Source organism: Flavobacterium sp. W21_SRS_FM6, assembly GCF_052119645.1.
In the GTDB taxonomy this organism is placed as follows: domain Bacteria; phylum Pseudomonadota; class Gammaproteobacteria; order Enterobacterales; family Alteromonadaceae; genus Paraglaciecola.
In genome coordinates this window covers 15,950-28,889 of sequence record NZ_JBGQOM010000009.1, presented here as the reverse complement: position 1 = coordinate 28,889, position 12,940 = coordinate 15,950, and the positions used below count along the sequence as shown (strand labels likewise).

11 protein-coding genes are annotated in these 12,940 nt (G+C 43.7%); 5 read left to right on the top strand and 6 right to left on the bottom strand.

The features are described 5' to 3' along the window. Positions 1-88: 88 nt before the first annotated feature. Positions 89-1,849, bottom strand: a complete 1,761-nt coding sequence (locus ACEN2L_RS14970) for an EAL domain-containing protein (protein WP_441744848.1) — start codon at positions 1,847-1,849, stop codon at positions 89-91. Between the two features lie 401 nt (positions 1,850-2,250). Between ACEN2L_RS14970 and ACEN2L_RS14965 the strand changes: the two genes are divergently transcribed. Further along, positions 2,251-2,835 (top strand): response regulator, encoded by a 585-nt coding sequence (locus ACEN2L_RS14965; protein WP_306020130.1) that lies wholly within the window; start codon positions 2,251-2,253, stop codon positions 2,833-2,835. 82 nt (positions 2,836-2,917) lie between these two features. On the opposite strand, the gene ACEN2L_RS14960 is transcribed toward ACEN2L_RS14965, so the two are convergent. Beyond that, positions 2,918-3,139 carry an RNA-binding S4 domain-containing protein gene (locus ACEN2L_RS14960; RefSeq protein ID WP_306020131.1) on the bottom strand — a complete coding sequence of 74 codons (222 nt, stop codon included), beginning with the start codon at positions 3,137-3,139 and terminating at the stop codon, positions 2,918-2,920. 272 nt (positions 3,140-3,411) lie between these two features. Here ACEN2L_RS14960 and ACEN2L_RS14955 point away from each other — a divergent pair, with 272 nt between their 5' ends. After that, positions 3,412-4,461 carry an MBL fold metallo-hydrolase gene (locus ACEN2L_RS14955; RefSeq protein WP_441744846.1) on the top strand — a complete coding sequence of 350 codons (1,050 nt, stop codon included), beginning with the start codon at positions 3,412-3,414 and terminating at the stop codon, positions 4,459-4,461. 58 nt (positions 4,462-4,519) lie between these two features. Here the strand turns inward: ACEN2L_RS14955 and ACEN2L_RS14950 are convergent, their stop codons facing one another. Beyond that, positions 4,520-5,695, bottom strand: coding sequence for an aminotransferase class I/II-fold pyridoxal phosphate-dependent enzyme (locus tag ACEN2L_RS14950; protein ID WP_441744844.1), 1,176 nt, complete (start codon positions 5,693-5,695; stop codon positions 4,520-4,522). A 228-nt stretch (positions 5,696-5,923) separates the two neighbouring features. Between ACEN2L_RS14950 and ACEN2L_RS14945 the strand changes: the two genes are divergently transcribed. Then, complete coding sequence (locus ACEN2L_RS14945) at positions 5,924-6,052, top strand: hypothetical protein (RefSeq protein WP_441744842.1); 129 nt, start codon at positions 5,924-5,926, stop codon at positions 6,050-6,052. Positions 6,053-6,087: 35 nt separating this feature from the next. Here ACEN2L_RS14945 and ACEN2L_RS14940 read toward each other — a convergent pair whose 3' ends face one another. Both ACEN2L_RS14940 and ACEN2L_RS14935 read right to left on the bottom strand, forming a co-directional pair. After that, a complete protein-coding gene (locus ACEN2L_RS14940) occupies positions 6,088-8,820 on the bottom strand; it encodes a M16 family metallopeptidase (RefSeq protein ID WP_441744840.1) in 2,733 nt (910 codons plus the stop codon). A gap of 205 nt (positions 8,821-9,025) precedes the next feature. Then, a complete protein-coding gene (locus ACEN2L_RS14935) occupies positions 9,026-9,292 on the bottom strand; it encodes a DksA/TraR family C4-type zinc finger protein (RefSeq protein ID WP_441744838.1) in 267 nt (88 codons plus the stop codon). Positions 9,293-9,682: 390 nt separating this feature from the next. Here ACEN2L_RS14935 and ACEN2L_RS14930 point away from each other — a divergent pair, with 390 nt between their 5' ends. Together ACEN2L_RS14930 and ACEN2L_RS14925 are read left to right on the top strand one after the other, a co-directional pair. Then, positions 9,683-10,729 carry an NAD(P)-dependent alcohol dehydrogenase gene (locus tag ACEN2L_RS14930; RefSeq protein ID WP_441744836.1) on the top strand — a complete coding sequence of 349 codons (1,047 nt, stop codon included), beginning with the start codon at positions 9,683-9,685 and terminating at the stop codon, positions 10,727-10,729. 74 nt (positions 10,730-10,803) lie between these two features. After that, on the top strand, positions 10,804-11,832 hold the full coding sequence (locus ACEN2L_RS14925; protein ID WP_441744834.1) for an NADP-dependent oxidoreductase: 1,029 nt from the start codon (positions 10,804-10,806) through the stop codon (positions 11,830-11,832). Positions 11,833-11,921: 89 nt separating this feature from the next. Here the strand turns inward: ACEN2L_RS14925 and ACEN2L_RS14920 are convergent, their stop codons facing one another. Continuing rightward, positions 11,922-12,401, bottom strand: coding sequence for an FKBP-type peptidyl-prolyl cis-trans isomerase (locus tag ACEN2L_RS14920; RefSeq protein ID WP_441744832.1), 480 nt, complete (start codon positions 12,399-12,401; stop codon positions 11,922-11,924). Positions 12,402-12,940: the final 539 nt, after the last annotated feature.

The window sequence follows — 12,940 nt, the reverse complement described above, 5'->3', positions numbered from 1 at the left end:
CCCACTAAGCTTTTTATCCAAAAAAGACATATTAAACCGTGACTTTTTGACTTAAGGTCTGCATTTTTGATTACCTATGCAATATGTTTCAACACAAGAGCAATCCTGAGTCTTTCCCTTCCTCATTCTGAGGTTTTACTTTTCGAGCAAAGGGCTGCATAACGATTAATTTTTCAAAATCTTTCGGCTGTAAGGCCCGACTAAATATAAAACCTTGCACCTTGTTGCAAGCCATTGACTCTAAAATGTCTAAGGTTTTTTGATCCTCGACACCTTCAGCAACCACGTCGATATTTAATGAATGGCAAATATCGATCAGGCTTGCTACCAATTTGCACTTACTCTTGGAAAAAGACAGATCCTCAACCAAACATTTGTCTAACTTTAGTGTGTCAATGGGCAAGGTAGTTAAGAAGCTGTAAGCCGTGCCACCCGCGCCAAAATCATCAATACTGATATGCACGCCGAGCATTTTCACTTGCCACAACACGGTTTGAATATAATTAGGATCTTCGGCAATACAACTTTCTGTAATTTCAATCTCTAAAGCGCAAGCATCAACATGGTGTTTTTTTAGCAAACGTTGCAGGTCTTCAACAAAGTCAGGTTGATACAACTGCCTGGCTGACACATTAATCGACAGCGATTTGATATCGGGACTAAAGCGCGTTAAGCGTGATATTTGCTGAATGCCGTTTTCGAGTACCCAACTGCCAACACGGTTAATTTGACCATCAAGTTCGGCTAAACGAATAAACTCTGTGGGTGATATCCAACCTAACGTAGTATGTTGCCACCTCAACAGAACTTCAGCGCTTTCTATTAGCTTGGTAGCAAGGGTCACCTTGGGTTGGAGCACCAGTGTAAATTGACCGCTGTCTAATTCAGGTGAAATCGAAGCTTTAATTTGCTGTTCACGGCTAAGCTTAGTTTTTAGCGCTTCATCAAGGTATATTAAGGGGCGCAGCGCATTGGCCGATTGAATGGTTTCCTTTAATTGTTCAACCAATAATTCTGGTGAAAGTAAGAAATCATCCACTACATAAAAGGCAGCCTTGAGTTCAAGGCGACAAGAGTTAACCAAACCAGCTACTTTTTCAATCATGGCAGCCATGCCACCAGTGAGCATTAAGGTGAGTTGGTCTTTTTCGAGACATGCTGGTGACGTGATTAATAATAAGCCTGGTTCATGATAAACAAACTCCGTACCCGGTGGTAATGCTGCGGCAATGACATTTACCAGCTTGATCTGAATTTTTTCACATTCTTGCTGACCAACAATTCTGGATAATGCAGCGATGTTTACATATTTGATAGCCGCCACAAAATGAGCTTTGCTACGAATTTTATAGCGATAAACAATGCTTGCAAAATCTTGGTCATCTTCAAAGCCTGCAGCACGATTGATTCGTTTTAACCATGTACTATGGCTACTGGTTTCATACAGGTTAAACGCTTTCTCAATGGTCTCCACGATTTCGTGGTTTGACCAAGGTTTTTTGATAAAGCGCATGGCAGATTTATCGTTGAGCAATCGAATGATCTGGTCAAAATCAGCTTGCCCGCTGAGCATAATTGAAATGACATTGGGGTATGAATGCCGAACGGTTTCAATCAGCTCTGCTCCTGTCATCTGAGGCATTTTGTGATCGGTTAGCATCACTTGCACATCGTTTTTAGACAAAATATCTAGGGCCTCAAGAGCCGTATTGGCAGACAAAATTTCACACTCTTTTTTACGCAGTAAACGCTGCAGAGCCTGTAAAATGTGAGGTTCGTCATCAACCAGCAAAATTTTCGGTTTATGTAGTGAAACAGCAACTTTTGGCTCTGCCGTGTAGATACCCATACCCTTTCCTCAAAACTAAAATGAATCGCTAAGATTTATCACCTACTACTTAATCAGGTCCTTGCCTAGTCGTGTCTCGAGCTCACATCAACAACAAGTGCGCTATATAGAGAACACAATACGGACGCTACCTGGTGACTGCCCATGTATCCTGACAACAATGGTATGAACACAGTACTCGAACTGAGTCAAAAACCTTCGTTTTTGACAAATTTCAATGTATGCACTTGAAAACAGCGTCAAGACCTGCGCCCGACAAAGCGGTTTTCACAGCAGGTGAAGCAAGCGTATTTGCAGTATACACAATGTCGCAATTGTCGCAAGTGATTCATATGCCTTATTTGCTGTAAAATCAATTGTGCGGTAATATTCTGGCTCAGTTAGTTATGGATTAAATTGTCATGGGTTCAGAACTTCGTTCACTCACTTCCGGTGAGATAGCCAAATATTGTAATGTTAACCTTCGCACGGTTATTCGCTGGTTAGAGTCAGGCAAGTTAAAAGGTTACAAGTTACCTGGTCGAGGTAATAATCGCGTTTTGATCACTGATTTTATTGATTTTCTTAAACATCATAAAATGCCCATCCCCAATGAGCTAGGAGACTCTGAAGACCCTGCTGTGTTGATAGTCGATGACGAATTATCCATGGCTAAGGCCATTCAGCGCTTAGCACGTAAGGCAGGTGTGAGAAGTATCATTGCTGACAATGGCTTTCATGCAGGCCTTATGCTCAGCGCCCATAAACCCCAAATGATGACGCTAGATTTAAGCATGCCGGGCTTAGATGGCTTTGGCGTCATTAGTTACACACGCTCACAAGAAGCCTTTAAGGATATGAAGATCATTGTGGTATCCGCCCTAGACCAAGCTAGCCTAGATAAAGCCATTAGTATGGGCGCAAATAAAGCCTACTCTAAACCTTTTGAACCTACGGATTTAATGGCAGAGTTTGAAGCGCTGGTTGGTAATAATAGACAGTCGTGACGAGTTGCCAAAGTAGTTGAGCTTGACACTGTTACCTTGGGCGTTTTTTACACATCGAAAGTAGACGCCTTCGTAAGTGCTGTTAGGGATTGTGCTTCAGCACAATCTCAAACTGTTGATTTTCGAATTCAATAACATCACCCGATACCATTTTTTTACGCCGTCTGGTTTCTACTTCGTTATTCACTGATACCTGGCCTTCATCGATAAGTACTTTTGCTTGACCGCCACTGGATACTAGGGATGCAAGTTTTAACAGCTGATACAAGGCGATAGGCTCTTGATAAATTTCAATATACTTCATCTAGTCGATTTTTCTTCTTGGTGTTTGACTGGTGTGGCAATGGCAAGTGTAGCTCATAAGCCCTTTTAACAAACAAGATAAGCGTTTTTACCGGGTATATCCTGTGCGTTTCGGCAACAGGATAATCATAATGACTTGATATTACTACTCAGCAAAGTCTAAGGCCTGTTGTTATTCAAAATGTTGATAGTTAATGATTCATCGTTGTGGGTGGTGCTTTGACTAAAAGTTGATTGTAATACAACAAAGCAGTTTGTGGAGTATGCCCAACGATGGTTGAATTTATTGATGTAGCGATACCTGAGCCGGGTGATTGGCAGCAAGTATCACCGGGCATATTATGGTTACGTATGCCATTGCCATTCGATCTTGATCATATCAATTTATATTTAATCGCTGATGTCGACCCCGAAACCCAAACCCACGGCTATGCCTTGATTGATACAGGCATTGGTTTACCGAACACTCAAAGTTTATGGGATACGTTGCTAGCTAAACTTGATGCCCCGCTGACCAAGGTCATCGTGACGCATATGCACCCCGACCACATTGGTATGGCTGGCTACTTAGTTGATAAATATCGTGTGCCTTTTTACATCAGTCATTCAGAATATTTTGTTGCCAGAGCAATGTGCGCAGGCAGCAGAGGTGCATCAGATTGGCAAGACAACGAATATTTGGTGCGCTGTGGTATGTCGGCAGAGTATGTAGAAACAGCGAGCGCAAAACGCAAAAACAATAAAGGCGTAGGGCAAGTTATTCTGCCAATTCCTCTGCAACATGAAAGATTACAAGAGGGTGATACGTTAAAGATTGGCAACGACTATTGGCAGGTCATGATTGGCCGAGGCCACTCGCCTGAGCATGTTTGTTTGTATAACCAACAAAGTGGCGTATTGATATCGGGCGATCATATCTTACCGGTGATCACGCCCAACATTGGCGTTTATAGCACTGAGCCAAATGCCAACTCCTTAAAAATGTATTTAGATACCTTGCCGCAATTTAAATCTTTACCAGCAAACACTCTAGTGCTGCCCTCTCATAAACAACCTTTTACAGGTTTGCATACACGGGTTGATGAATTAATTGCCCATCATCACGAGCACCTAGAACATCTAAAAGCGTTTTGTAAAGAGGGCAAAACCATCAAGGCTTGCTTACCAATATTGTTCAAGCGAGAGTTAAATGAACACAATCAATTTTTTGCTATTGCCGAGGCCTTCGCACACTTAAATTACTTGTATTTTTCTAAACAAATGAGCCGTGAAGTAAACGATGAAGGCCATTATATCTTTACCCTAATCACCGACACAGAGTAGAAAGGCACGAACGTTTCAGTGTGGCTGGTTTACCTTAACAGCTTATAGGGTATGGCAACTAGCTCATTAAGCGCTGCATAAATTGTGCTAAGCGCGCCAAGCCTTCTTCAAGCTCCGCCTCTGCAGAGGCAAAAGACAAACGCACGTATTGATCGCCTTGGTATTCACCAAAATCGTTGCCGGGCGTCAACGCAACATAGACTTCTTGTAATACTCTTTCACAAAAATTCATGGCTGATAGACCCGTTGAGCTCACATCAATGTACACATAAAATGCACCATCAGGCTGGACAGGCACGGGCAAGCCGCACTTGCTTAATCCAATCAGTACTAATTTTTTACGCGCTATCAACGTAGCGCGCCGAGACTCACACACTGCAAGTGAGCTTGGGGTAAAGCATTGTAAAGCAGCTTTTTGCGCGAGCGTCGAGGGGCAAATATAATAATTCTGCGCCAAGCGTTCCATTACATCCACCGCTTGCTCAGGCACCACACACCAACCTAATCGCCAACCTGTCATGCCAAAATATTTTGAGAAACTGTTAATGACAAAAGCGTCATCATCAAAGGCCAAAGCACTCTTTGGCCTTGAACCAGCGTCGCCATGGTGTAAATTTAGATATATCTCATCCACCATGCGCCAAGCACCTTTACTTCGGGCAAATTCACACATGGCAGCAAGTTCTTCTGGTGCAACCGCCGTGCCTGTAGGGTTAGACGGAGTGGCTAACATTAATCCTCGTGTACCACTTTGCCAATGCTGTTTAAGCAGTGCTAAATTAAGTTGAAAACGAGAATCTGCTTGGGTCGCAACTAATTGCACCTTACCACCAAACCCTTTGATAAATTGCCTATTGCAGGGGTATGAAGGGTCCGCCATGATGACATTATCACCTTCATCTACAAAGGCAGCGGCCAGCAGTAACAAAGCAGCGGATGCCCCTGCCGTAACCACTACGCGCCTTGGGTCTATGTCTATTTGATGCGCACTTTGATAAAAGTCGGCAATAGCGCTTCGTAATGCTGGCAGACCTAAAGCCGAGGTATATGGCATGGTTGCCGTCGTTGCAAGCCCTTGCATTGCCAATAGCACTTCGGGCGGCGCACCAAAATCAGGCTCGCCGATATTAAGTTTTATCACGTGTTTGCCCTGCGCTGTTAAACGAGCGGCTTTTTCACTAAAAGCCATGGCAAAAAAGGGAGAAATAGCGTTGGCGCGTTGTGAATACTTCAAATGATACAACTCAACTTTGTGGAAAAATGTGGAAACGATCTACGGTTATTTTGCCATTTGTCATCCAGTAACTCACCTACTAAAGCAAAGATACAAGCACAACGCCTAAGTTAGTTTATAAAAAGCCGTTAAGTTAGCACCAACTGATGTGGGGTAAGCGGTGCTTCTTGAAACAAAGCTTGTTTGGCTTAGCTGCTGATCAGAGTGAATGAAAAAGAGCTGGCGAATATGCAATTGAGCATGATTAATGTTGGCGAAGATAAAGACTTAGAAAAAGCCTTTAAAAACGGCGCAAAGAAGCCAAATAACCCCTCTACTGCGCAGCTAATAATAAAAAATGATGGCGTAACGCGATAAGCTCAGTTGGATTATCGTGCCGCCATCTCTATGGCTTATTGCGCTTTTGCCTTAGTCATATCCCCTGCACTGATTAGGGTAAAGGCATCAACTGTGAAGTATTTTTTCATGGCTTTATGTACATCTTCGGCACTTAAGGCGGCAAGACGATTTTCATAAGCCTCATACCATTGCATATCACGCTCAAGACGGATATTTGATTTGAGTGTGCTCACTAACTCTGGATCCTGAGCGCGGCTGACTTTCTTCTCTTGCAACATGCCCGATTTAGCAGCTGCGATTTCCTCGTCAGTGAAGCCGTCTTTTAGTACTCTGGCTAATTCTTCTCTAAAGCCCACTTCAACCGCGGCCAAGTTTTGTGGCGCGCAAATAGCGTAGGCGCCAAAGGTTGATTTTTCATCTTCGCCACTTTGACTAATAAAAGACCCAGCCCCATAACTTAAGCCATCTTGTTGGCGTAATCTGGTGGCTAAACGGCTGTTGAGAAATCCGCCTCCAAAAATATAGTTGCCCAGTTCTACGGCTGCGGCATCGGCATGATTTTGACCAATGGGTAGCATTAACGCGGCAACAAAGGTGGCATTTTCCTTATCCGGCGTATCAAAGGTAAGTGTTTGAGGCTTCACCTTTTTATAGGGGTCCGCAATGTCAGCATAAGGTGTTTGGTTGTCCCAACCGGTAAATAAGCGCTGGAAGGTAGCAGTCACCTCTTCTTGTGAAAAATCACCGACGATGGCCACATTTAAATGGCTAGTGCCATAAAAGCGTGTATGAAAATCACTTAATTCGGCTAATTTAAGATTTGCTAGATCTTCTAAGTACTCTGCAAATGTGGGCGTGTAGAAAGGATGGCCTCGTTCATAGGGATATTGGGCACGGCTATAAGCTGTAAAAGCTAAACTTTGTGGGTCTTGCATGCTCTGCTCCATATCCACTTTCTGAGTACTTTTAAACTGCTCAAATTCTTTCGCATCAAAACTGGGCTGTTTGAATACTTTAGACATCAATTCAAGTACCGCAGGCAAGTTTTCTTTGGTGGTGTTGATTCTTGCGGTCACATTAGTGGGTGTGCTTGATACCCTTACTTGTGCTTTAAGCTTGTCAAATTGGTCTTGCAACTGTTGACGAGTAAAGCCCGCTGCACCCCGCATCAACATGTCACCAGTCGCCTCGGCAATAATTTGCTTACCCTGTAGGCTTGCAAGATCGCCCATGTACATACTCATGTTAACCGAAACAGATTCACCGCGGGTAAGCTTGGGTAATAAAGACAAAATAGCACCGTTTTCGAGTACTACTTTTTGGGTGCGCTTATCAATGTTATCAAATGATGGTTCAAACAACTCCCCTTGCGCTATGGCAGCACGGCCCTGATAATTTTTTACCATATTCTCAACGCCTAATACCTGCGGAATATCCACTCGAGCAGGGGTATCACTTGGAATAAATTGGCCTAAGGTGCGGTTATTTCTAACTAAATAGGCTTCAGCAACGCGTTGTACATCTGCCACGCTTACCTTTTCAATACGATCGCGGTGCAAAAAGAACAAGCGCCAGTCACCCATGGCTAACCATTCGCTAAGCTCTAAGGCTATTCTTTCTGAAGAATTAAACGACAAATCAATATCTTTAAGTAAGCTACGTTTAACTCTGTCAACTTCATCTTGCGTAATGGGATGCGTTTTTAAACTTTCAACCACAGATAATAATGCATCTTTGGTCGCAATCAGGTCCGAGTTTTTATCTACCTCTGCAAAATACATCGACAAAGTAGGCTCTTGCCATTGAAAGTTAAATCCGTAGGTACGACTCGCCAACTTGCCCTCAACAAGGCTTTTGTGCAAACGCCCACTAGGCGTATCACCCAACACCTGGCTCAATACGGTTACCGCGGCAAAGTCTGGATGTGAACCCGCAGGAACATGATAAGCGGCACCCACTATTTGCGCATCACCCACTCTGCGCACAGTAACACTGCGCTCACCTGCTTTTGCTGGCTCAGAGGTGTACAGGGTTGGCAAAATGCGTTGGGGTTTTGGGATCGCGCCAAAAGTGCTTTGAATACGTTCAAGCATGTCTTGTGGCTCAAACTTTCCTGCAACAATTAGGGTCGCGTTGTCTGGCTGATAATATTGCTTATAAAAAGCTTGTAGACGGTCGATTGGCACATTTTCTAAATCAGAACGTGACCCAATGGTCGATTTACCATAATTGTGCCAATCGTAAGCCACACTCGCCATTTGCTGTAAGGTCACTCTAAACGGGCTGTTTTCACCCATTTCAAACTCATTTCGCACAACGGTCATTTCACTATCGAGGTCTTTTTTGGCAATGAAGGAGTCCACCATACGACTCGATTCCATGGACAATGCCCAATTGATATTTTTATCGGTCGCGGCAAACGTCTCAAAGTAATTCGTACGGTCGGTCCACGTTGTGCCATTAGGACGCGCCCCTGCAGCACTTAATTCAGCGGGAATATCTTTGTGCTTGGGTGTCCCCTTAAACACCAAGTGCTCAAGCAAATGTGCCATCCCTGTTTCGCCGTAGTTTTCGTGTTTCGACCCCACATGGTAGGTTACATTAACCGTCACCGTTTCTTTGGTTTGATCAGGAAAAAGTAATACTTGCAAGCCGTTGTCTAAGCGATATTCGCTAATGCCCTCAACGCTATTTAGTACGGGTAAATCTGTTGCGGCTAGGGCATTTTGACTTGAGAAAAGTGCAGCACTTATTAACAGACTGATCCTTATCGTTTTGTTTAACATGCAGTGTCCTTGTTTTAGTAGCTTATTGAGTTAAAACCATGTTGCGAAACAATGTTATAACAAGCTTCATCGACTAAAACAACGACTAAGATTTGGGGATTAAATTTATACCAATTTAAGAGTTTAAAAGCGACTAAAACACCAACTCAAAAGCACTGTTCAAACAAAGTATTAGCCCCAATAAATAGCTAAAGCATTTGTGTCACTATCTTAATTGGCTATCTTTACTGCCACGTCGATTGATACTCGATTGCGCTACTGCATGTTTTTCTAACTCGACTTGGCAGTTAATACACAGTTGCACACCCGGCACTGCAATACGCCTTGCTTCAGGAATAGGTGCATTACATTCTTCACAGGTTTGTGCACTTTTGCCCTTGGGTATTCGACTTTTCGCCCGTGCGATGGCTTCATCAACACTTGCATCGATTTGATCCTGCACCGCGCCATCTTTTGCCCAGCCACCAGCCATGGATATCTCCTAGTTATCTTTAATTGGATATCACAAAGCTAAAATCACACCAGTTTTTGTCAGCCCCTTTTTTACCACGCCTTAGGTACTGAAACTGAGGTTGTGTCTATGTTGCAGCACAATGAGGTAAAGCAAGTTAACACTTAGCAGCAAAGGCTTTTTGGCTGTCATAAGTAAGCCTTACAAAAGCCATTGAAAATATTTCATCAACAGGGTGGCCCATATCTAGCAAACTTTTATCTTTTATATGTCTATCAATACCTTAGGTAAGTGGCATGAAATTCGGATTAACACTTCAACGATAAGATGAAGGCAATAGCTGAGACAGATTTTATCGAATCGAGTTTAGATACCAAACACTCAGATTAACTAACACGCTAAGGAGTTCTAGTGACGACTATTTCGGCTTATGCCGCCAAATCCAGCGATGGTAAAATGCAGCCTCATTCAATTGAACGTCGGGCCCTAAAAGCCAACGATGTTTCAATCGAAATTTTACACTGTGGTGTGTGCCACAGTGACTTACATGCCGTAAAGAATGACTGGGGCAATTCGCAGTATCCCTTAGTGCCTGGCCATGAAATTATTGGCGTAGTCAAGGAAGTGGGTAAAGATGTGTCGAAGTATAAACAAGGTGACACGGTGGGAGTAGGCTGTATGGTTGATGCGTGCCTAAGCTGCGAAGCCTGTGATGATCACCTCGAGCAACACTGTTTACAGCAGCCGACTATGACCTACAACAGCGAAACCGACGATCCCGGCGGCATGACTTACGGTGGTTACGCTAAACGCATTGTTGTCAGAGAAGAGTTTGTATTAAAAATCCCCGAAAACCTAGACAAAGCCGGTGCAGCCCCCTTACTGTGCGCGGGCATTACCACCTACTCACCTTTGCATCAGTACGGGGTCAAAAAAGGCATGACCGTGGGTATTATTGGCCTAGGCGGATTAGGTCATATGGGCATAAAATTGTCTGCCGCTATGGGAGCGCACACCGTTATGATCACCACTTCTGAAGGTAAGGCCAAAGATGCCAAAGACTTAGGAGCTGATGAAGTATTGATTTCTAGCAACAAAGACGACATGAAAAAATGGGCTGGTAAATTTGATTTTTTACTCAACACTATTCCTGTCGGCCATGACATTAACCCCTACTTAACGCTATTAAAATACAATAGCACCATGTGTTTAGTCGGCGCAATTGAGCCACTAGACAGTGTAAACGGTGCGCTCCTAGTGACAGGACGAAAAGCGGTAGCGGGCTCGTTTATCGGAGGTATCAAAGAAACCCAAGAGATGCTGGATTTTTGTGGTGAACACGATGTTGTGGCCACTATTGAATCCATCAAAATGAGTGACATTAACGATGCGTTTGAGCGCATGCAAGATAACGATGTGCGTTATCGCTTTGTGATTGATATGGCGACCTTAGACTAACAAAACATCCATGTGCTCGCATATCCTCTTAAGGCTTGCCTGAACATTAATTAACACGAATTTTGGAGAATAAAATGACGGTAACTTCTCGCCAATTGGTATTGGCTTCTCGACCAAAAGGCGCACCTAGCAAAGAAAATTTTGAACTCAAAAAAGTCGATTTACCTGACGTGGAAAAGGGTGAGGTTTTACTTCGAACTATTTACTTGTCCCTAGACCCCTACATGCGAGGACGCATGAGTGACGCTGAATCCTATGCCAAGCCCGTTGAAATTGGTGATGTGATGGTTGGAGCAACGGTCTGCCAAGTCGAAAAGTCTAAAAACGATAAGTACAAAGAAGGCGATTGGGTCCTTGCCCAAACAGGTTGGCAGGATTACGCCATATCTAAGGGTGAGGGCTTAACGCAATTAGGTAAAAACCCAGCCAACCCTTCTTATGCTTTAGGGATACTAGGCATGCCTGGCTTTACAGCTTATATGGGCTTACTGGACATCGGCGCGCCTAAATCAGGCGAAACCGTCGTGGTTGCCGCGGCAACTGGACCGGTAGGCGCCACTGTTGGGCAAATCGCTAAAATCAAAGGTTGTAAAGTGGTCGGTGTGGCGGGCGGCTTGGAAAAATGCCAATACGCCGTTGAAAAACTTGGCTTTGATGCCTGCATTGATCACAAAGCGGAAGATTTTGAACTGCAACTTAAAAACGCTTGTAAGGATGGCATTGATGTCTACTTTGAAAACGTGGGCGGCAAGGTATTTGATGCGGTGATGCCCTTACTCAATGCCCGTGCACGCATTCCGTTATGCGGTTTAGTCTCGCAATACAATGCTAGCAGCCTACCCGAAGGGCCTGACCGCATGTTTATGTTAATGGGGCAACTACTGCGAAAACGCATCAAAATGCAGGGATTTATCATCTTTGAAGATTACGGCGATCACTACCCCGAATTCAGTAAAGAAATGCAACGCTGGTTAAAAGAAGACAAAATTAGCTATCGTGAGCACATGGTTGAAGGGATTGAAAATACCATCGACGCCTTTAATGATATGTTAAGTGGCAAAAATTTTGGTAAGACCGTGGTCAAAATTAATAGCCCCCTGTAAGCCAGTAAACATTAAGCCAGCAAATAAGCTGGCTTAATCATGTATGTTACTTAGGACTACAACTGAACAGATGCAGCCTTATTACCCGCTTAGTGGTGATGGCCGCCTTCACCATGCACGTGGCCATGAGCAAGCTCTTCTTCTGTGGCGTCTCGTACCTCAATCACCGATCCGCTAAAGTTTAAGGTTTTGCCCGCTAAAGGATGGTTGGGATCAACAGTAACCTCTTCACCTTCAACTTTGGCAACCACAAGTTGCACTGGGCCATTTTGAGTTTGTGCAGTAAACACCATACCAGCTTCGACTGTTTCAACACCTTGGAATGCCTCACGGGGCACCACTTGTAAAATTTCTTCATTGTAATCCCCGTAGCCTTCGGCTGGCTCAACGGTAACATCAAATTCATCGCCTGGGGCCTTGCCTGTCAGTGCGGCTTCTAAACCGGGGATAATATTTTTTTGGCCATGTAAATAAACCAAAGGCGCACCACCTTCAGAACTATCAACAACTTGTCCATCGGTGTCTTTTACGGTGAAGTTTAACGATACTACTTTTTGATCTGCAATCATTTGCTCGTCCTTTTATGTTGGTCGATTAGTTTCATAGCGAATGTGGATGCCCACCTTGTTTTAAGCCACACAAAAACAGACGCATGCTAAATGTTCGATTAGGAGAGTTTGGGGCTATTTTTATGAAAACAAGGGTGTGTAAATGCTATTTAGACAAAGATCTCAAGCGGCAAAGTATCGATAAAAAACTAAACTTAGGGTCAAGTTGGGTCGATACAACGTAAATTTAGTTAATCAATTGGTGGCAAAATGAGACTATCATCATGATAAAACCGCTAATTAAAGCGCTGCTAATAACAATCTTACTCGCTTCATTTAGAGCGGGCGCCCAAGGCGAACCAATATGCCGAAGATTAGCCTGTGCCACTTTTTCGATTAACGAATATGGGATCTCAGAGGTGTATTTTACCTCGAGAGTAAGACAGGAGCTCGATTGTTGGGTAAAAGTGCAAGACGCAGCCGTTAAATTTACATTACAGCGAAAGTCCCGAATATTTAGTGCAGGCTACGGTTTTTCATCCGCGCAATTCTTATGGCGT

Coding starts and splice junctions, on each gene's coding strand:
- ACEN2L_RS14970 (WP_441744848.1), bottom strand. CDS start 1,849: ATGGGTATCTACACGGCAGAGCCAAAAGTTGCTGTTTCACTACATAAA.
- ACEN2L_RS14965 (WP_306020130.1), top strand. CDS start 2,251: ATGGGTTCAGAACTTCGTTCACTCACTTCCGGTGAGATAGCCAAATAT.
- ACEN2L_RS14960 (WP_306020131.1), bottom strand. CDS start 3,139: ATGAAGTATATTGAAATTTATCAAGAGCCTATCGCCTTGTATCAGCTG.
- ACEN2L_RS14955 (WP_441744846.1), top strand. CDS start 3,412: ATGGTTGAATTTATTGATGTAGCGATACCTGAGCCGGGTGATTGGCAG.
- ACEN2L_RS14945 (WP_441744842.1), top strand. CDS start 5,924: ATGCAATTGAGCATGATTAATGTTGGCGAAGATAAAGACTTAGAAAAA.
- ACEN2L_RS14940 (WP_441744840.1), bottom strand. CDS start 8,820: ATGTTAAACAAAACGATAAGGATCAGTCTGTTAATAAGTGCTGCACTT.
- ACEN2L_RS14935 (WP_441744838.1), bottom strand. CDS start 9,292: ATGGCTGGTGGCTGGGCAAAAGATGGCGCGGTGCAGGATCAAATCGAT.
- ACEN2L_RS14925 (WP_441744834.1), top strand. CDS start 10,804: ATGACGGTAACTTCTCGCCAATTGGTATTGGCTTCTCGACCAAAAGGC.
- ACEN2L_RS14920 (WP_441744832.1), bottom strand. CDS start 12,401: ATGATTGCAGATCAAAAAGTAGTATCGTTAAACTTCACCGTAAAAGAC.